This window comes from Dyella amyloliquefaciens (assembly GCF_004296575.1).
Taxonomy (GTDB): Bacteria; Pseudomonadota; Gammaproteobacteria; order Xanthomonadales; family Rhodanobacteraceae; genus Dyella; species Dyella amyloliquefaciens.
The window spans coordinates 229,872-249,171 of sequence record NZ_SAYT01000001.1; the positions used below are offsets into that span (position 1 = coordinate 229,872).

Genomic DNA, 19,300 nt, shown 5'->3' on the forward strand with positions numbered 1-19,300 from the left:
TTTCGCATCACTCGAAAGGCCTTGCCGATGAAGCAATCCGTGAACCCAGTCCTGCCGGCCGGGCGCCTTTCCAACAAGATGATTGCCGCCTCGGTCCGCAAGAAGCGGGAAGAGATCAACGCATTCATGGCTGACAAGGGCCTCAATCAAGCCAGCCTGGCCAAGCTGGTTGGACTATCGAAACCCAGCATCAGCCGCGCGCTTCACGCCGAGCCACCTACGCTCACGCCGGGGCTTCGCAAGCTGCACGCTTACGTCGTGGCGGCATCCAGTAACAGCCTGGGTGAGGCATTGGTTGTTGCGATGGAGTTGACGCAGGGGCGATCGAAATTTGATGCAGCGATCGCGGCTCGCATCCTGAGGGTCGTTGCTTCTGCCTTGGAATGCAGTGCCTATGTGGAAACAGAATCACCTTCCAACTAGAACTCCAGGAGTTCCCGATTCATCGCGTCATCTCACCGCAGCCAGCGCTGTCTACTGCGAGCATCAGTCCCTGAGGTGACGGCCTAACAGGAGCGGCTCTGGCTGAACCATAGAGCGGGATCGTTGGCCCGCCGATCGTTGCGCCGGGCGCCATCGGATCCGCCGACGGACCCAGGCTTGTGTCTCGGCGTCACGGGAGCGCGCCAGGCGACGGTCACGGAAGTCCGACGGTCTGCACCGTGACTATTGATGGAGCACGACTCCCTCAAGGAAGTCGATGTTGGCCAGCACTTCATCCATCACGGAGAGAAACGTAGCCGCTGCGGGTGAAATGGGCAGGGTCTTTCTCGTGAAGACGAAGATCTCGCGCGCAAGGTTGGGATCATCGATGAGTTTGAATGGCAGCCCGCGCGCGTAGGGGTGGGACGCGGCGAGTGCGGAAACGATGCATACCCCGACGCTTTTTCGAACGAAGCAGAGCTGGAGATCCAGGTTGGTGACCACGAGCTTCTTGTCCAGCTCGCCCCAGAGTTCGGGCATCTGCCGATTCAGCGTGTCGGCAATGCTGGAGTCGTCGCTGTCGGACAGGATCGGCAGCTTGACGAGCTCGTCATGCCCGAGCTTCGTGGGAACTGGATAATCCGGGGGGAACAGCACGCCCAGTCTGGCCGTCAAAATCTTCCTTATGCCCAGCAGGTTTTTTGCGGCGCCGACGTACGAACCAAAGCCAAGATCCATTTCGCCGTCATCGATGAGCTTTACGACACCGCCACTCGTGTTGTCGAGGATGTTGAGACGGATATCGGGATGCCGCGCGTTCAGTACCCTGGCGACTTCGGGGAGAACGGATGATGCGAACGCGAGTCCGCAGGCGATGTTGACCGTGCCCGAGCCGCCGTTGCACCGTTCGCGCAAGTCCAGCATGGACTTGTCAAAATCCTTGACCAGCCTTTCCGCAATGGGGTACAGCGACTGGCCGTGCGTGGTAAGGGACACGCGCCGGGTGGTTCGCTCAAACAGCGCCAGGCTGATGTCGTCCTCCAGCTCGCGGATGGTCTTGGTCAGGGCCGACTGGGTGACGAAAAGTGCCGATGCCGCCCGTGTGAACGAGCCGGTCGTCGCCACCGAAATAAAGGCGCGCAGATGCCTAAGCGAGATATGCATGAGGCGTTTCCCTGGAACAGAACGATGGGATGGCATGCAGGCGGTGCTGGCTTTTCCATCGCCAGATCGCCGAAAAATCAAGTCGCATTCGTGGACGCCCATCCGGGCTGGTCGAAAGGTCTGCGTCTCTCCGTGGATTCATGTATCGGCCCCTGCCACGTTATTGATGAATGTTGTGAATGAATTCATTCGAACATATCAATTGTTATTGTTGCTGCGAATGCAATGATCCCCGCGTAGTGCCATGCAGACGCCAAGGGGGGGATCGATCTGTGTGGACTACGTGGTAGGTGCAAAGCCTCGGCCTGGCAGGGTGATGGGGATTGCCTTGATGCTCGCTTTCTTCCGCCCGGCCGCCTGCGCATTCGCTGCGATGGCGGCCGCGAAGGCCGATGATCTTGCCCGGGTTTGGGATGCCGGATGCTTCGGTTTCCCGTGTCGCTTCTGGTGGTCTTCGTCGCTGGCTGTTCGATAGGCCGATGGTCAGTGCTGATGGAATGGTTCCTGGGCATCTCCATGCCTTGGGCGGTAGCCATTGTGGTGGCGTTGCCTGCCTGAGACCAGAGAGCCCGGTTGGGCAGGCGACCCTGGATCGGCACCTTTGGTGTGCAGACCATGCCTGACGTTCCTCCATCCATGCACTGGGGAGGAGTCATGCAGTCCGAACTCACTCATCCTGTAGCGTATGCGCTCATGGTGGCTCGCGCGCTCAGGGAGCTCGCGAACGATTCCGTGAACGACGGGGTGTTGCCCAAGCCCATGGCGGCGGCCATGTCCGGTGCTGCCGGCAGCGCGGCCATCCGACTTGAACATTTCATCGCGATCAAGCCCGGCGAAATCGCCACGGAACATGCGCGCAGCCTCGAGTTCATCCTGGCCGATCTGGAAGCCATGTGCCATCTGGCGAGGATGATCGTCACCGAGAAGATGAATGCACGGAACGTCGCCTATGTCGCCATGGCCGTCCGCTATACCGCCGATCAAGCGGCGAAGCGACTTCAGCGCCTCGACGAAGACATGGATCTTTAGGCGTCTTTAGCGGTAAAGCGTCGCAGTCTTGGCAGGTTTGCCGAAAAGGTGGGTTTCTACGCAAAGTACGTGGATCGCACCGGCGCCATGGCTGAAGATATGTCACCCCCCCGTGCTTCAGCATGCTACGTCGTCCCAGCTCCTGGATAAGGAGCCACCGCGCTGCAGGTAATCCTGCCGGTGCGATGACAGGGACGTTGTGCGGCTGAATCCTTCGGTGAGATTCGATCATGAAGTACATGCCTCACTTCTACGGGCAGCAGCTGGCGAACAGCCTCATCGCCGTGCCGCTGGCTCCGCACAGGGTCGATATTGATACTGTAACCCGATCGTGCGGACCGCACACGATATACACCCTCGACGTGCGCGCTCCCGTCCGGCGCATCAAGGGGCCGAGAGATCAGCTATGTGTGGTGTACTACCACGATGCTGGCTCCGACCATTGGGTACAGGGCAGGACTTTGGCCACCGGCACCTTGCTTGTCGTTACCGCGACCGATCAGCTGGACTACCTCGTGGGAGATGGATCGAAGCTCTCCGGCGTCTACACGCCGGTGGCTTTACTGCCGCGCACGCCTGCCATGGCGGCGTTGCTCGCGGCCTGCGACGCGAGCGCGGGTCCCCTCATATTGAAGCCGGATCCGGGCTCCGCCATCGGTCCGCTGTTCGAAGATCTGCGATATTCCCTGTTGTTCCCCGATGCCCCGGGAGCGACGACCTGGCATGCGGAAGACGTATTGACGCTGATCGAAACGCACATCGGTGCTGTCTTTGCCGCGCAAGGTGCGTTGCTTGTTCCCTGCAATGATAGCGTGCGGTCGCGCTACCGCGCTTTTCGCGCCGCTGAGACATTCATGCAGCGGAACATCAACAAGGAGATCTATATCGAGCAGCTCTGCTGCGCGGCCTCGGCCAGCGAGCGAACGGTGCGGAACGCCTTCGACGATATGGTGGGCCTGTCGCCGAACCAATACCTGAGCATGCTCCGACTTGCCTTTGCGCAACGCGAACTGGCACAGGCCCATTCGCATCGGGCGTCGGTGGCCTCTATCGCGCTCAAGTACGGCCTGTGGGACTTCTCGCGCTTTTCGGCGAGCTACGCGCGGGTGTACAGCGAGTATCCGAGCGATACCCTTCGTCGCATTGCCTGCGTGGCGGCTTAGGCCAGGCGATCGCACGTTCGGCATCGAGGTTTCGGGTCGCCCTGACGCCTTCAGTCGACGAGCAAACCCCCATCTCGCAGGCGCTGCCGCAGACCATCCAGCTTGTCGCCATACCGCGTGGTACGCGCGGTATCCTTGCGCATCGGCTGGCGCACTTGGGCCGCGCTGGGTGCGCTCGCCACTCTGCGTGAGGTTTTGTGGAACTCGAGGCAGGCGGGATCGAACGGCAGCTTGCAGGAATCCAGCAGGCTCCGGATGGCCGGGGTCGTCTCGGTCACCAGTCTTCGCTGCGATTACGCCAGCGAATACCGAGCCAAGTTAGCAGCGCGAAGGCTAAAAGAGTCCCGCCGATGTAAAACTGCATTCCACCTATATGAGTGCTCAGCATCAAGCAGGCACCCAAGATGTCGATGAGCCATTTCCCGGCCACCGCTTTATCTCGGTCCGCATAGCCGGCTAGCACGATCCGAACCCATAGAGGGCGCAAGTTCGCCTCTTTACTAGGCTTCATTGTTCAATTTTCCGAAAACTGTTGTCAGAGCGGACTTTCGTGGAGAGTTATCAGGAAAGCGGGACTCTGGCCTCCCTCTCAGCGTAGAGCGCCTAGCGCATTTCCGGTCATCGCTCCGAAAGAATGCGAAAGACGCTCGTGTAGGCCAAGGCTGGAAAGGTGGGCGCTGCACGAGTGGCATTGGCTGTAGACGCATCAAAGCGAATGCTTGGCCTCTCTCTTGCGACCGTTTCGCTCCTTCGATCGGAAATAGATGTACGCGATGGCGAACACGAGCACATAGCAAACCGCCAGGATGATAGAAAACGCAGCGTCATGCGTGACGTTATCGAACTGCCCCAGCCAATTTAGAGCGGCGAGTGATAGCAAGAAGACCACGCAGCACGCGAGCCAACTCTTGATCCAGATCGGCATAAGCCATCTCCAAATGTTGGCACCTCTTCTAAGGCAGGAGGTGCCATGTTGTGTGATTGGCGATAGTAGATCTTGCTGAAGCTGCTCTTGACGCGTCACAGCGCTGCCTACGCTTGCCATCCACTCTGCACGGGTTGATACCTTCATTCAGGATGATATCGATGGCCTTAGCCGTGCCATCAGGCCTCCCACACAGGGGCGCCTTTCGACTTAAAGTCGAGCCTGGCTATAGCGCCGTTGGTTCCGATGCGCGGACGCATCGAAACTTGCCAGCCATAGAGGTCGCACAGTCGACGCACAATGGCCAGTCCTAGCCCCGCGCCGCTGCCTCCGGCACCTTCACCACGAACGCCTCGTTGAAATAGGCGCTCGGCATCTTCTGACTTGATCCCAGGGCCGGTATCGATGACTTCGATATGGCTATCGCCGATCTCCACCGTCACTTTGCCTTCCAGCGTGTACTTGACGGCATTCCCAACCAGGTTTGTCAGCGCCACGGACAGCACTGCCGCCGGGGCATTCACACAAAATGGCCGGTCCACGATCATCTCGATGCTGAGCGGCTTGTTGCGCATCTGCGGTCGCTGGCTATCGATAACGTCCGCCACCAACTTTGTCACCTCAGTAACTTCTCCTCGTGCGGGACCGCGACGCTCGGCGCGCGACAGCAGAAGAAGCGCCTCGATCAGTTCACTGGCCTGACGCGATGCGCGTTCAATACGCTTCAAGCGTTCGCGTAGCTTGTTCTTGAGATCCGGTAGCTCTTGCAGAAGCTCGACCGTGCTTGAAACCACAGCGAGAGGCGTGCGCAGTTCATGGCTGACGTCTGAGTTAAATTCGCGATCACGCTTAACCATTGCGGTGAGACGTTGCGCATACTCATCGAGCGCCTGGGCGAGCTCGCCCACCTCATCATTCGCAAACTGCGCAGCAAGTGGTTCCGCCCCCTCGTTCTTACGGAATTCGCGTAAACGTTGAGCCAAGTCGCTAACTGGTTTTAGCACTTTCCGCGAAAGCCAAGCACCTATTAGAAGAGACAGGAGGCTGAAGAAAAATACAGCACTCACGCCCGCGATGAGGAGTTGCCGTCTACCCAGGTCGTCCCGGGAGACGTCGTACCGAAGAAATCCCACAACTCCTTGCTTACGCCGGACAGCCAGCTTGTAGTGGTGCATCTGGCCATCTGGTCCAGCTTCAAAAATATCGTGTACGCCGTTTCCAAGGCCTTGCCATGATATTGGCATCTTGTAGAGCGTGCGTTCGCTCTTTATCCACGCTTCCATGAGATGGGAGTGTGGTGGTTCACTCGGGTTCTGGATGGCTAACTCAACGGATTGGTCTATGTCCTGTTGCAGAGATGAAGAGACCAGTTGGTTTTCAACACGGTAGCGTATGTGCAGCAACGAGGCTGCAAACAGGGCGCTGAGGCCAAAGCCAAACAGGGCGAAAGATAGAGTCAAGCGGAATCTGAGCTTTCGCCTTACTTGCATGTGAGGAAGCGATCCGGCGTCTCGAGAGAACGTAAACCAAAAAAGTAGGCCAACTGGAAGGAGGCCTACGGTTTAGCAATCAGAAGCCGTCAAAGTTGCGTGTTGTGCACAACCTAAGGGCCGCCCTTCAGGGAGCCATGGGCGGGACCTGGAAGTAATCAGACAAGTCCGAAACGTGAAATCGATCATTCAGTGAGCTGTGCAGAGCCGCAGGTGGGCCGCCCAGCCATTCGCAGACATCCTCGAGCCATGAAGTGTGGCAACCGAGGAGTTCTATATGAGTGGCAGGCAATACAGAGAAGAGCTCAAGACCAAAGCGGTCAAGCAGGTGGCCGAGCGACCCACTGAGTGGCCGACGTAGCCGAGAGACGGGGCATCACGACGCACAGTCTTGAGTGCGTGGATGGGCAGGTTCGGCCACCCGGGCGCGCTCACTCCGCCAGCAAGCCACCATCGCGCAGGCGCTTCCGCAAACCATCCAACTTGTCGCCATAGCGCGCACTACGTGCAGTGTCCTTGCGGATCGGCTGGCGCACCTGGGCCGCGCTGGGTGCACTGGCCACGGTGCGTGAGGTCTTGTGGAATTCGAGGCAGGCGGGATCGAACGGCAGGTGGCAGAAATCGAGCAGGTTGCGGATCACCGGTTCGGGCTCGGCCACCAGGGTTTCGTAGGGCAGGTCGAGTACGCGGTCGGGATAGCGTTCCATCCAGTAGCGCGTGAGGCGCATGAAGTCGATGCAGTAGTCGGCCATCTCGTCGAGGTCGCAGGTGAAGCCGGTCTGCTCGGTGAAGCATTGGCGGTAGCACGCCAGGCAGGTTTCCAACGGATCGCGACGCACGATGACCACGCGTGCCGCCGGCAGCATCGCGAGCGCCGCGCCCACCAGGTACCAGGTCACCAGGCTCTTGTCGGTGAAGCGTGGCTTGGTCTTGCGCCACGGTGCGGTGCGCGTGAGGTATTGTTTGCCCAGGCGCTGCCAGTCATCGGCCGTGGCGTCGGTGGCCCATAGCGGGAAGGCCGAGCGGCGACGGCGCGTTTCATCATCGATCACCTGCGACATGTCCTTGATCTCGTTCGCGCCCTCCACGTCCGGATGCGAGGCGAGGATCTGCTCGACGAGCGTGGAGCCGGAGCGCGGGATGCTGACGATGAAGATGACTTCGCGGCCCATCTCCGGATCCAGCGGCGCGGGCATGTCGTTCGCGAAGATGCGCAGGATCGCGTCCACGCGCCGGCGCTCTCCCGCGGCGTCCCACCTCACCCGCTGGCGACGCGAGGCGTTGGCGTGGCGGAACATCTCGAACGCCTCGCCATAGTTGCCCTGGTCTTCCATGGCCTTCGCCAGGGTGAAGCCGAGCAGTTCGCGGTGGCGCGGTGGCAGGTCGTTGCGTGCGAGTGCGCGCTGCAGGGTTGCCGCATCCGCGGCGTCGAAGCGGACGGTGTTGAGATTGGAGAGGCCGAACCATCCTTCGGCATGAGCGGGCTCGCGGCGTACGACGTCCCTGAATCCAGCAATCGCGTCGTCGATCTCGCCCAGGCTCGCCTGTGCCTTGGACAGCGACAGGCGGGCGGGCAGATGCATGGGATCGAGTTCGAGCGCGTGGTTCAAGGCGGTGACGGCTTCGCCGGTGTGCGACGCTCGCGACAGCGCTTCGCCGAGATTGAACCAGGCCGGGGCGGATCGCGGCTGCAGTTCGCAGGCATGGCGCATATGCACCAGGGCCTGGTTCATGTCGCCGCGTTCGAACAGCGCGATGCCGAGGCAGACATGCAGGTCGGAATCGTCGGGCCATACCGCGAGCACGCGCTGGAAGCAGTCGATGGCCTGCGCATGGTTGCCGCGACGCTGGGACACCATGCCGAGCATGCGGGTGGCGGTGGGCTCGTTCGGTGCGAGCGCGAGCACGCTGATCAGGGATCGCTCCGCCGCATCGAAGGCATGCCGAGACCATTCCTCGCGTGCTTTGGCCAGCATGCGTTCGGCGGCTGTCGAAAGCGGTTGAGGCGTGCCCTGCGCGGGCCGGGTTTCTGTCATGTCGTCACCGGCGATGATCGAATAAGCAGACTATACAAGGCGATTCTGGCCTGCAAAAAAAACGCCGGGTGGGGCCCGGCGTGGGGAGAGAGAAAGGTCTGCAGTCCTCAGAAATCGTAGGCGACGGAGAAGCGGACGTAGCGCGGCGAGAGCGTGTCCTGCACCCGGCCGAAGTCGGGATTGGGACTGGACGTGGTGCCGTAGAAGTCGTTGTAGAACACGGGTGTCTGCTGATCGAGCAGGTTGAAGACGGCCAGGTTGAAGTCGAGCTTGTGGTCCGCCCAGCCCGGCTTGTAATCCACGTTGAGGCCGACCTGATGGGTCCATGGCAGGCGTCCCAGCGAGCCCGGCGGAACCGGTTCGCCGCCGCACCAGTAATAGGTATGCGAGCCATGCAGCGCGAGCTGGTTCGGACCGTAGCCGCCGCGGCAGAGCACCGGCGTGCCGGAGGCGAGGTAGAGGTTGGCGCCCACCGTCCAGTCCGGAGCCACCTGATACGCGCCGTAGAGCTTGATCTGGTGCCGGCGATCGTTGGGCAGCACGCCGGAGGAGTACTCCATGCGCTCCGGGAAGTCCCATGCCGTCGTGAGTGATTCGTAGGAGCCGCCCTGTTGCGAGTACGTGCTGACCGGGCCTTCGTCATTACCCCAGGTGCGGGAGAACGTGTAGTTCAACTTGGCGAACCACTTGCCGTCCCACTGGTGCTCCAGTGACAGGTCCAAAGCGTAGTAGCGGCGCGTCGGTCCCTTCGGGAAGCCCTGGTCCTGGGAGGTCAGGGTCACCGGCACGAGTGCGCCGCTGGGTGACCGCATCATCAGGTTGCTGGTTTCGCCCGGATTGATCAGCACCAGGCTCTGCGCCCACTGGCTGCACGTATCGGGCGTCATGTACGCATAGCCCTGCGAACGACCGGCCGCGCATTCGATCTGGATGTCGTCGAAGTCGTCGATGATGCGGTTCATGCGCTGATAGGTGCCGGTGGCGCCGAACACCCACTGCGTTCCCAGCATCTCGAACTGTTGCAGCATGCCGAGCACGTAGTTGTCCGAATACTCGGCCTTGATGTTCCGCGATGCGGAGACGCGCGGATCCTTTGCCTGGCCGTACTCGCTGTCGATCGATACGCCGGACGACGGATTCTGCGGCAGTGGCGTGAACCCGATCGGCGCGCCCGTGGCGGGGTCGATGCCGGTATAGGTGCCGTACACGCCTGCGTTGGTCACTGGCGCGGCGATAGACAGGGCCACCTGTTCCGGCAGCGCGAGGTAGTAGCGGCCGGCGTTGCCGAACACCTTGAGCGATGCGTCGCCGTGCACGTCCCAGCTGAAGCCCAGGCGCGGCGCCCACTGCGGCTTGGTCAGTCGGATGTAGGGCACGCCCGAGGCGTCGTAGTTGGTGAACTGGTCGTTGCGAATGCCGAGGTTCAACAGCAGGTTCGGCGTCACCTGCCAGTTGTCCAATATGTACTGGGCACGCTGCGCGACGCGCACGGAAGCCACGCTGATGTCGGTGTGCTGTTGCACGTAATAGCAGTGCACGGCGCCCGTGCTGTCAGGATGGCACTGCGTCGACGGCGCGACATAGGGCGGAACGTTGGGGTCCACGCCGAACACCGGCGAACCGGGGTCGCTCTGCCCGTAGATCCACTGGTAGCCCGGGCCCGGGTTCACCGAACCGTCGTTGATGTCCCTCGAGTTGATGTTGTCGATACCGACCTGGAAGTCGTGGTCGCCGATCTTGTAGTCGAGATCCAGACGGTAGTTCGTCACCGACTCCTTGTGATTGGGGTCGGAGATCGTCGAGTTGATCTGCGAATTGGAGATGCCGCCGGGCGGTACGAACGCCGGATCCTGCACGGAGCTGCTGGCGACGTGCGGCAGCAATGGATCAAAACCCTCGTAGCCCGGCTGGGCCGTGTAGTACGAGCCGTGCATCTTGCCGACCATCGCGTTGAAGGTCAGGCTGTCGGTGATGTAGGAGGTGTAGTTGGCCGACCACACCTTGAAGGTCGTGCGCTTGATCTGGTCAAGGCTGTTGAAGTCACCCTGCTTCAGGGTGTCGTAGTCGAAGTCGTAGATGGTGCCTTGGGTCTTGTGCGAGTTCTGCAGGTAGCTCGCGCTCAGCACGTTGCTTTCGTTGATGTTCCAGTTGAACTTGGTATAGAACTTCGGATCGTGCTGCGTCCATGTTTCGGTGGTGGCGGTGCTGCTGAACTCCGACGTGCTCCGGTAATGGGCGTCGTCCTGCTCCATGCCGATATAGAAGAACAGCTTGTCCTTGATCAGCGGGCCGCTGATGTAGGCGTCGTAGATCGTTTCGCTGCTGCTGTTGTTGTTGCGGTAGACGGCGAGGTCGCCGGGGCGGTTGCCCTGGCTGGTGACCAGCGGATTGGCGTAGTAGTAGTTGTCCGGATCCGTGCGCAGGCTGCCCGGTTGCCACAGGGCACGCGCACCGAAGTGCCATTCGTTGTCGCCGCTCTTGCCGATCTGGTTGATCACGCCGCCGATGGAGCGGCCATAGCGGGCGTCATAGCCGCTGATGAAGGTCTGCTGCTGTTCGATGGCGCCGTAGGGCAGCGAGACGCCGCCCTGGTTATTGAGCAGCTCGGTGGTGTTCATGCCATCGAGGTAGTAAGCGTTCTCCGCCGTCGATGCGCCGCCGAACACCAGGTTGGGCGTGCCCAGCGGGCCGGTGCCGATTTCGGGGGAACCCAGGTTCACGCCGGGCGCGAGCAGGGCAATGTCCTCGGCGGTGCGCTGCAAGGGCAGTTGCTGCAATTGCTTCGCGGTGATCGTCGTCACCTGGTTGGTGGTGCTCACGTCGATGGGCGGCAGCGAGTTGCCGGTGACGCGGACCGTGCTGAGCGTCTTGGCGTTTGCGGTTGCGCTTGGTGCCGCGAAATCCACGGCCACCGAACCTGCCGCCACGGGGCTCACCCCGCTGCGCGTATCCACCACCTGGCCGTTCTGCAGCAGCGACACGGTGTAGGTACCCACCGGCAACGTCACCGAGTACTTGCCGGATGCTCCCACGTCGATGGTGCGATTGAAGCCCGAGCCGCCGGTAATTTGCACGGATTCGCCGGCTACTGCGGGCGCCGTGCCGTAGATGGTGCCGCTGGTGGCCTGGCCCCATGCGTTGCCGGTGAAGCCCAGGACGATCGAGCTGATGGCAAGCGGCAACGCCTTGCACTTGAAGACATGTTGAGGATGCAATGCGCGCAAAGATCTGCCCTTCATGACCATGTGCACTCCACTCTGTTGAAACGCCCGGTACTTCGCCTTTGCGCCGGGAATGAGTGGTGTTGCGCCATGGCCTCGTGGGCAGGTTCAACACGACATCCGGGCGACCTATCACGCGGAACCCGACAAGAGTCCGCAGCCTGAGCACAGGCATGGCTTGGTAGTGCGCAGCGACAGCGCAACACGAGTGCGGAGCGAGGCCCTCCGATGGACGGACCTTGCGCCAGGCGACGATGCGCTTCGAACGGCTCTCCCCAACCAGCTCATAAGTGCATCTCCGAGCGTAGTCGTCGGTGCGCGTGAGTCGCCAATGAAAAAACATCGGCGCACCATAACTGGGGGTTATGGAGGGCAGGGTTCGGTGGGGTGATGGCGGATCGACGCTTGGAGTCGCTGCTGTTTGCGCAGGTCGATCCTCGGCACGTGGCGCGCAAGGAACCACACGTTGTGCATGGAATTCGTGCAGATCAAACGGAGCGTCGGCTCATGTACCCGCGGCCATCGATATGCACGCTTCCTGCAAGGCCGGTATCCACGTCTACTTCAAGCTACTTCCAGACGTTGACGAACACCGTGATGATCACGGCATTGGTGAAGTCGATGAGGAACGCACCCACGACGGGCGCCACGAGAAACGCGCGCGGCGCGGGACCGAAGCGTTCGGTCAGCGAACTCATGCAGGCCATGGCGTTGGCCGTGGTGCCCAGCATGAAGCCGGTGAAGCCGCTGGCCATGACGGCGGCGTCGTAGTCGCGCCCCATCAATTGCAGCAGTGGCCAGCAACACAGGGCGATGACCAGCACCGTCTGCAGGGCCAGGTTGACCAGCAGCGGCGTAGCCATGCCCGATAGGTCCCACAAATGCAGGTCCATCAGCGCCATGACGAGAAACAGCGAGAGGCTGATGTTGCCGATCTTCTCCATGCTGCACACCGACAAGCCGAACCAGCCGAATTGATCGTCGATGTTGCGGATGATCGCACCCGCGAGCATGGCGCCAATGTAGGCGGGCAAGGTGAGGCCCAGCATGCCGATGCCGGTGCTGATCCATGTACCGATGCCCATGGCGATCAGCATGAACACCAGGCTCTTGAGGCCCGCGTAGGCCGGGTCCACGAAGCGTTGCCTGGTCGATAGCGTGGCCATGGCTGCCGCTGTGTTTGCATCTTCGCGCGGTACGTTCGCGGGATACAGGCCGAGTCGTTCGATCAGCATCGCTGCCAGCGGCGCGCCCAGGATGGAGCCGCACACGATGCCCGCCATGGCATTGGCCAGGGCTACGCTCTTGGCACCCTGTACGCCGGCGCTGGCGAACAGCGGCGCAAATGCCAGCCCGGTAGCCGGGCCGCCGGCCAGCGTGGCCGAGCCGGTGACCACGCCAAACAGCGGCGGAAGTCCAAATGCCTTGGCCATGCCCACGCCAAGCAGGTTCTGGATCACCGCCAGTCCGCTCGCCAGGCCCAGGAACAACAGGATCTGCCGCCCGCCGATCTTCAACAGCGTGGCGCTGGCGTTGAAGCCGATCCCGGTGAAGAACGCGATCATCAAAGGCTGCTCGAATCCGGTGTCGAAGCGGATCGGCGTGACATCCCAGTGCCGGCACACCAGCATCAGCAGCGCCACCAGCAGGCCGCCGATGACCGGCGCCGGTACGCTGAAGCGCGCCAGCAGCGGCACGCGCCGCCGGACGGCATAGCCGATGAGCAGCAGCAGGCCACCACAGGCCAGGGTTTGTATCGAGTCGAGAGTCAGCACGCGTGTGTAGTACCCAAGGTCGACAACGAGGCTGAGTCTATACGGTCGGTTCGCGGAGCTGTCAGATCTCGAAGCTGGCGATGAGATGATCGGTGATGGCTTCGACGCCCATCGCCACCGGGTCCTGGCAGGGCAGGCCGAACAAGGCGCCGACGCGTTCGCAGATGGCCTGCGCCTCGTGCGCGGGCAGGTTCGATGTATTGAGCGCAATGCCCACCGGTTTCACGGCGGGGTTGGTGAGCCGCGCGGCGGTGAGGTTGGCCTCCATGCAGGCCATGAGATCGGGAATCGGGTAATCGGCCAGGCCACGCATGTGGCGCCGCGTCGGCTCATGGCACAGCACCAGCGCATCGGGCTGCGAGCCATGCAGCAGGCCAAGCGATACGCCTGCATAGGAAGGATGGAACAGCGAGCCCTGGCCCTCGATGAGATCCCAGCCGCCGTCATCGCGCGCCGGCGAAATCACCTCCGCCGCGCCCGAAATGAAATCCGCCACCACGGCGTCGACGGGGATGCCCGCACCCGCGATGAGGATGCCGGTTTGCCCCGTGGCCCTGAAATCCGCGCGATGCCCGCGTTGACGCAGCGAGCGCTCCAGTGCCAGCGCGGTGTACATCTTGCCCACCGAACAATCGGTGCCTACCGTCAGCAGCCGTCGTCCCGCACGTGGCTTGCCGGTGCCCACCGGCGTGCCCGGCTGGGCGGCGCGCGCATCGAACAGCGTGCGGCCATGCACGCGTGCGGCAGCCACGATATCCGGATGATCGCGCAGCTTGTGATGCAGGCCCGACACCACGTGCAGGCCGGCCTCCAGCGCGGCGATGGCATCGGCGACCATCTCGGGGCCCATCACGCCGCCGGCATTCGCCGCGCCGATCACCATGGTCTGGGCGCCTTCATTCCGACCCTGCGCCAGCTCGATATCCGGCAAACCCAGCGTGACGGCGCAATCCGCACGACGATGCTGGCCCAGGCACCATTGCGGTCGCCAGTACGCCAGTCCGCGCGCGGTCTTGATCGCCAGGTCATCGGTGGCGCTGCCCAGGTACAGCAGGTAGGGCGGCCCCCACGGGGCGGCTGGTTCGCCTTGTACGGACATCGGCAGTCCTTCCTGTGGGCAGATCGATCCGTGTGTCGTTGCCCCCCGCGCGTGGTGCTGGCGCGACTGCCTCGCCATCATCCGCAGCCGGTGGGGTGGCCGCACCGCGCCTTCGCGCCGGCACGTCCCTGCGGCCGTGGCGAGGATAGTCAGGGGCGGCGGCGCGCAGCCAATGAAAAGTTGGGCACGAGTCATAACCGCCGGTTGTGGATCCCGTGCAGGTCCATGGCATGCCTTCTGGCACCGCCGCATTTGTCCTGCGATACGTAAAGTGCTGCACTGAGAACTTGCGATGGCTGCATCGGACCAGGTGGGGAGCCGGCTATGCGTCTGCGTTACATCGAGCTGTTCCATGCTGTCCTGAGCACGGGCAGCCTGACCGGCGCGGCCAATATGCTGAACGTGTCGCAGCCCGCCGCGAGCAAGGCGCTGCAGCAGGCCGAGAACCACCTGGGCTTTCCTCTGTTCAGCCGCGTGCGCGGGCGCCTGCAACCGACCCAGCAGGCGCTGTTGATGCGCCACCACATCGACCGGGTCATGCGGGACCTGTACGACCTGCGTCGCCTTGCGGCGAACATCACCAGCCCCGAAAGCCACCCGCTGCGTGTGACCTGCACGCCGGCGCTGGCGCAGATCCTGGTGCCCGATGCGGTCGCCCGCTTGGGCAAGACCTATCCGGACACGATGGTCGAGCTGTACACGCAGCACTCGGCCTCGATGTGCGAATCGCTGATGCTGCGCGAAGCCGACATCGGGCTCACCCTGCAGGACATCAGTCACCACGGCCTGCAGCAGGAGCCGCTGTGCGAGGGCAGCGTCATGGTGATCGCGCCACCGGGCTGGTGGCCGGAACGCGAACTCGACCGGCCCTTGCCGATCAAGGAGCTGGCCGGCCAGCCGATGATCGGGATCACGGTGCAGGATGCGCTGGGCGCCATGTTGCAGAACCACCTGGCCACGGTGGACCCAGCACCGCTCACCAGTGTCTGGGTGCAGACCTACCAGCTGGCCTGCTCGCTGGTCGCGCGCGGCGGCGGTCTGGCCCTGGTGGATCCGTTCACCGCGCAATGCAGCCGGGAGCCGGTGCAGAAGCGTGCGTTGAAGTTGCAGATGGATGTCGTGCTGTATGCCGTCTACCGACCCGACAGCCCGCTCAACAGCGTGCAGACACGCTTTCTCGATTACGTGCGCCAGCTGGCGGGGGCGATGTTGTCGAACGCATGAGTATGGGGTTTCACGGCGCGAACCGTCCGTGGACACCCGCACGACTGTCCGGACATCGTCCGCGGACAGTGGTCGGCAACGACGGGCATTTGCCGAAATGGCTTGGTGATGCGGTCTCCCGCGGTTCTTCGAGGTTGGCACGGTGATTGCTCCCTCTACAGCAAGAGAGCAAAACCCACCTATCACGGAGAGCAGTCATGAAATTCGAAAACGCCATTCTGAATAGCCTGTACGTCGCCTGCTTCGCACTCTGCGTGCTGACCGTCGGCGCCATGATTACCGCCACTCCGACCGCACCGACTGCCGTCGCCACGGTTGCCGCCCCGGCAAATTCGCAAGGCTGATCCGTCATGTGCAGCCTCGAGAGGACAGAGGCGTGGGTCGTTGGAACCGCCACCGAATGGCCCACGCCCTGGTTCGCTCGATGATGTGAAACGCGGAGCTCTTTGGATCATGGATGTCTGTCACACGCCGGTGTCATCCCGGCGCGCAAGTGGCCTCCCGGCCAACTCGCCATCACAAAAATGTCACCGATGCCCCAAGGGGCCTGTGCTACATTTTTCAGCAAGCAACGGGCCAGTCCCGTCGCCTTCGGAGATGGTCGAGCAACGTCCACCGCCCACCAGCGGGCGGTATGTCTAGCCAGATGTTCCGGGAGCGCAAGCGATGGCACTCACTCGCCGCGAGTTCATCAAGTTCACGGGCCTGGGCTTGGCAGCATCAAGCCTTGGCATGCTTGGTTTCGGGGCCGCGGGGGAGGCACAAGCCGCCGCCGTGCGACCGTTCAAGCTCACCCACGCGACGGAGACGCGCAACACCTGCACGTACTGTTCCGTCGCCTGCGGCCTGCTGATCTACAGCATGGGCGATCGCGCCAAGAACGCGCGCTCCAACATCATCCATATCGAAGGCGATCCGGATCATCCGGTGAATCGCGGCACGCTGTGTCCGAAGGGCGCGGCGCTGCTCGACGTGGTGCACGCGCCCACGCGCTTGAAAGCGCCGCGTTACCGGCCGCCGGGTGGCACCGACTTCAAGGAAGTCTCCTGGGACTTCGCGCTCGATCGCATCGCCCGCCTGATGAAGGACGATCGCGACAAGAATTTCATCGCCAGGAATGCTGCCGGCACCACGGTGAATCGCTGGACCACCGTAGGCATGCTGGCCGCGTCGGCGTCTTCCAGCGAAACCTCCTACCTCACCTGGAAGGTGGTGCGCTCCCTCGGCATGGTGGTGTTCGATAACCAGGCGCGTGTCTGACACGGACCGACGGTGGCCAGTCTGGCCCCATCATTCGGTCGCGGTGCAATGACCAACACCTGGCAGGACATCAAGAACGCAAACGTCGTCGTCGTGATGGGTGGCAATGCCGCCGAGGCGCATCCGTGCGGCTTCAAGTGGGTGATCGAAGCGAAGATAGAAAACGGCGCCAAGCTCGTCGTGGTCGATCCGCGCTTTACGCGCACGGCCTCGGTGGCCGACTACTACGCGCCGATCCGCCCGGGCACCGACATCGCGTTCCTCAATGGCGTGATCCGCTACCTGCTGGAGAAGGATGCCATCCAGCATCAGTACGTGCGTGCGTATACCAATGCCGGCCTGATCGTGAAGGAAGGCTATAGCTTCCAGGATGGCCTGTTCAGCGGCTACAACGAGGAAAAGCACAGCTACGACAAGTCGAGCTGGGACTACGAGCTCGACGACAAGGGCTTCGCCAAGTCCGACGACACCTGGCAGGACCCGCGTTGCGTGATCAACCTGCTCAAGCAGCACGTGTCGCGCTACACGCCCGAGATGGTGTCGCGCATCTGCGGCACGCCACAGGACAAGTTCCTGCATGTGTGCGAGCTGATGGCCAGCACGTCCGCGCCTGACAAGGCGATGACCAGTCTGTTCGCGCTGGGCTGGACGCAGCATTCGGTCGGTTCGCAGAACATCCGAACGATGGCGATGGTGCAGCTGCTGCTGGGCAATATCGGCGTAGCGGGCGGCGGCATGAATGCGTTGCGGGGCCATTCCAACATCCAGGGCCTCACCGACGTCGGCCTGCTGTCGAACCTGATGCCGGGCTACATGACCCTGCCCAACGACAAGGACACCGACCTCGACACCTACATGTCGACGAAGCTGTTCAAGCCGTTGCGCCCGGGGCAGACCAGCTACTGGCAGAACTATCGGAAGTTCTTCGTGAGCTTCCAGAAGGCGATGTTCGGCGACGCCGCCACGCAGGAGAACAACTGGGCCTACGACTGGCTGCCGAAGCTGGACATCCCGCTGTACGACATCATCAAGGCGTTCGAGATGATGAACAACGGGCAGATGACCGGTTACATCTGCCAGGGTTTCAACCCGCTGCAGGCATTCCCCGATCGTGGACGCACGCGTAGCGGCCTCAGCAAGCTGAAGTTCCTCGTGACGATGGATCCGCTGGACACCGAGACTTCGCGCTTCTGGCAGGACTTTGGTCCGCAGAATCCGGCCAAGTCGGCCGAGATCCAGACCGAGGTGTTCCAGTTGCCGACGACGTGCTTTGCGGAAGAGAACGGTTCGCTGGTGAATTCCGCGCGCTGGCTGCAGTGGCACTGGAAGGCAGCGGATGGTCCGGGCGAGGCCAAGTCCGACATCTGGATCATGACGGGCATCTACAAGCGCCTGCTTGAGCTGTATCGCAAGGAAGGCGGCGCGTTCCCCGATCCGTTGCTCAATGTCACGTGGAAGTACACCAACCCGAGCGATCCCGATCCGGAGGAGCTGGCCAAGGAAATGAACGGCCGCGCGCTCACCGATCTCACCGATGCGGCCACCGGCGCCGTCACGAAGGCGGGCACCTTGCTGGATGGCTTCGCGCAGTTGCGCGACGACGGCACCACCATGTCGGGCTGCTGGATCTTCACGGGTTGCTTCACCGAGAAGGGCAACCAGATGGCGCGTCGTGACGCCACCGATCCACGCGAGCAAGGCATTGCGCCGAACTGGGCGTGGGCGTGGCCGGCCAACCGACGCATCCTCTACAACCGCGCCAGCGCAGACCCGGACGGCAAGCCGTGGAATCCGGCCAAGCCGGTGATCTCGTGGAACGGCACGCGCTGGGTCGGCATCGACACCCCTGACTACGGTCCCACGGTGAAACCGTCCGACGGTGTCGGTCCCTTCATCATGAATGCCGAAGGCATGGGTCGCCTGTTTGCGCGCGACCAGATGGGCGACGGCCCGTTCCCCGAGCACTACGAACCACTGGAATCGCCGGTGGAGAACGTGCTGCATCCGAAGGTGAAGTCGAACCCGATCGCGCGCGTGTTTCCTGACGACCGCGAGAAGTTCGGCGACGCGAAGAGTTTCCCGTACGTGGCCACCACCTATCGCCTCACCGAGCATTTCCACTTCTGGACCAAGCACGCGCTGATCAACGCGATCCTGCAGCCGGAAGAGTTCGTGGAGATCGGCGAGGTGTTGGCGAAGGAGAAGGGCATCACGCAGGGCGGTTGGGTGAAGGTGTCGTCCAAGCGCGGCGAAATCGTGTGCAAAGCGTACGTAACCAAGCGCATCAAGCCGCTCACCGTGGACGGCAAGCCGACCCACGTGATCGGCGTGCCGCTGCACTGGGGCTTCACGGGTCAGGCAAGAAAGGGCTACGGCGCCAACACGTTGACGCCGCCGGTGGGTGATGCGAACACGCAGACGCCCGAGTTCAAGGCGTTCCTGGTCAACGTGGAAAAGACCAGTGCGCCGGTGACGGCCTGAGGAAACGGAC

15 protein-coding genes are annotated in these 19,300 nt (G+C 62.4%); 7 read left to right on the plus strand and 8 right to left on the minus strand.

What is annotated here, in order from left to right:
- Window positions 1–27 precede the first annotated feature (27 nt).
- Entirely contained in the window at window positions 28–423 is a 396-nt protein-coding gene (locus EPB08_RS00940) for a helix-turn-helix domain-containing protein (RefSeq protein ID WP_130617190.1), read from the plus strand.
- Between the two features lie 243 nt (window positions 424–666).
- On the opposite strand, the gene EPB08_RS00945 is transcribed toward EPB08_RS00940, so the two are convergent.
- Window positions 667–1,587 (minus strand): LysR family transcriptional regulator, encoded by a 921-nt coding sequence (locus EPB08_RS00945; protein WP_130617191.1) that lies wholly within the window; start codon window positions 1,585–1,587, stop codon window positions 667–669.
- Between the two features lie 693 nt (window positions 1,588–2,280).
- Here EPB08_RS00945 and EPB08_RS00950 point away from each other — a divergent pair.
- Both EPB08_RS00950 and EPB08_RS00955 read left to right on the plus strand, forming a co-directional pair.
- Window positions 2,281–2,616: a hypothetical protein gene (locus EPB08_RS00950; protein WP_130617192.1), complete on the plus strand. Its 336-nt coding sequence runs from the start codon at window positions 2,281–2,283 to the stop codon at window positions 2,614–2,616.
- A 230-nt stretch (window positions 2,617–2,846) separates the two neighbouring features.
- Complete coding sequence (locus EPB08_RS00955) at window positions 2,847–3,779, plus strand: helix-turn-helix domain-containing protein (protein ID WP_130617193.1); 933 nt, start codon at window positions 2,847–2,849, stop codon at window positions 3,777–3,779.
- Window positions 3,780–3,829: 50 nt separating this feature from the next.
- Here the strand turns inward: EPB08_RS00955 and EPB08_RS00960 are convergent, their stop codons facing one another.
- The 7 genes from EPB08_RS00960 to dgcN all read right to left on the minus strand — a co-directional run bounded on the left by EPB08_RS00960 (window position 3,830) and on the right by dgcN (window position 14,325).
- Window positions 3,830–4,057, minus strand: coding sequence for a hypothetical protein (locus EPB08_RS00960; RefSeq protein ID WP_130617194.1), 228 nt, complete (start codon window positions 4,055–4,057; stop codon window positions 3,830–3,832).
- A 428-nt stretch (window positions 4,058–4,485) separates the two neighbouring features.
- The gene (locus tag EPB08_RS00965) at window positions 4,486–4,704 is read right to left on the minus strand and encodes a hypothetical protein (RefSeq protein ID WP_130617195.1); all 219 of its coding nucleotides are present in this window, start codon (window positions 4,702–4,704) and stop codon (window positions 4,486–4,488) included.
- A 179-nt stretch (window positions 4,705–4,883) separates the two neighbouring features.
- The gene (locus EPB08_RS00970) at window positions 4,884–6,194 is read right to left on the minus strand and encodes a sensor histidine kinase (RefSeq protein ID WP_130617196.1); all 1,311 of its coding nucleotides are present in this window, start codon (window positions 6,192–6,194) and stop codon (window positions 4,884–4,886) included.
- Between the two features lie 431 nt (window positions 6,195–6,625).
- Complete coding sequence (locus EPB08_RS00975; RefSeq protein ID WP_205746249.1) at window positions 6,626–8,170, minus strand: tetratricopeptide repeat-containing sulfotransferase family protein; 1,545 nt, start codon at window positions 8,168–8,170, stop codon at window positions 6,626–6,628.
- A 167-nt stretch (window positions 8,171–8,337) separates the two neighbouring features.
- The gene (locus EPB08_RS00980) at window positions 8,338–11,469 is read right to left on the minus strand and encodes a TonB-dependent receptor (RefSeq protein ID WP_165418349.1); all 3,132 of its coding nucleotides are present in this window, start codon (window positions 11,467–11,469) and stop codon (window positions 8,338–8,340) included.
- Between the two features lie 551 nt (window positions 11,470–12,020).
- Entirely contained in the window at window positions 12,021–13,226 is a 1,206-nt protein-coding gene (gene gltS, locus EPB08_RS00985) for a sodium/glutamate symporter (RefSeq protein WP_130617199.1), read from the minus strand.
- Between the two features lie 61 nt (window positions 13,227–13,287).
- A complete protein-coding gene (dgcN, locus tag EPB08_RS00990; protein WP_130617200.1) occupies window positions 13,288–14,325 on the minus strand; it encodes an N-acetyltransferase DgcN in 1,038 nt (345 codons plus the stop codon).
- Window positions 14,326–14,649: 324 nt separating this feature from the next.
- On the opposite strand from dgcN, the gene EPB08_RS00995 reads away from it, so the two are divergent.
- From EPB08_RS00995 to fdnG, 4 genes are all read left to right on the plus strand, one after another.
- Window positions 14,650–15,549, plus strand: coding sequence for a LysR family transcriptional regulator (locus EPB08_RS00995; protein ID WP_130617201.1), 900 nt, complete (start codon window positions 14,650–14,652; stop codon window positions 15,547–15,549).
- A 197-nt stretch (window positions 15,550–15,746) separates the two neighbouring features.
- A complete protein-coding gene (locus EPB08_RS20955; RefSeq protein ID WP_165418350.1) occupies window positions 15,747–15,893 on the plus strand; it encodes a hypothetical protein in 147 nt (48 codons plus the stop codon).
- A gap of 322 nt (window positions 15,894–16,215) precedes the next feature.
- Window positions 16,216–16,809, plus strand: a complete 594-nt coding sequence (locus EPB08_RS21435) for a molybdopterin-binding domain-containing protein (RefSeq protein ID WP_130617202.1) — start codon at window positions 16,216–16,218, stop codon at window positions 16,807–16,809.
- Between the two features lie 12 nt (window positions 16,810–16,821).
- Window positions 16,822–19,290: a formate dehydrogenase-N subunit alpha gene (gene fdnG, locus EPB08_RS01005; RefSeq protein ID WP_486598942.1), complete on the plus strand. Its 2,469-nt coding sequence runs from the start codon at window positions 16,822–16,824 to the stop codon at window positions 19,288–19,290.
- The last annotated feature ends 10 nt before the right edge of the window (window positions 19,291–19,300 follow it).

Coding starts and splice junctions, on each gene's coding strand:
- EPB08_RS00975 (WP_205746249.1), bottom strand. CDS start 8,170: ATGCTGGCCAAAGCACGCGAGGAATGGTCTCGGCATGCCTTCGATGCG.
- EPB08_RS00965 (WP_130617195.1), bottom strand. CDS start 4,704: ATGCCGATCTGGATCAAGAGTTGGCTCGCGTGCTGCGTGGTCTTCTTG.
- EPB08_RS00955 (WP_130617193.1), top strand. CDS start 2,847: ATGAAGTACATGCCTCACTTCTACGGGCAGCAGCTGGCGAACAGCCTC.
- EPB08_RS00945 (WP_130617191.1), bottom strand. CDS start 1,587: ATGCATATCTCGCTTAGGCATCTGCGCGCCTTTATTTCGGTGGCGACG.
- EPB08_RS00980 (WP_165418349.1), bottom strand. CDS start 11,469: ATGAAGGGCAGATCTTTGCGCGCATTGCATCCTCAACATGTCTTCAAG.
- EPB08_RS00995 (WP_130617201.1), top strand. CDS start 14,650: ATGCGTCTGCGTTACATCGAGCTGTTCCATGCTGTCCTGAGCACGGGC.
- EPB08_RS00940 (WP_130617190.1), top strand. CDS start 28: ATGAAGCAATCCGTGAACCCAGTCCTGCCGGCCGGGCGCCTTTCCAAC.
- EPB08_RS21435 (WP_130617202.1), top strand. CDS start 16,216: ATGGCACTCACTCGCCGCGAGTTCATCAAGTTCACGGGCCTGGGCTTG.
- EPB08_RS00950 (WP_130617192.1), top strand. CDS start 2,281: ATGGTGGCTCGCGCGCTCAGGGAGCTCGCGAACGATTCCGTGAACGAC.
- dgcN (WP_130617200.1), bottom strand. CDS start 14,325: ATGTCCGTACAAGGCGAACCAGCCGCCCCGTGGGGGCCGCCCTACCTG.
- EPB08_RS00970 (WP_130617196.1), bottom strand. CDS start 6,194: ATGCAAGTAAGGCGAAAGCTCAGATTCCGCTTGACTCTATCTTTCGCC.
- EPB08_RS20955 (WP_165418350.1), top strand. CDS start 15,747: ATGAAATTCGAAAACGCCATTCTGAATAGCCTGTACGTCGCCTGCTTC.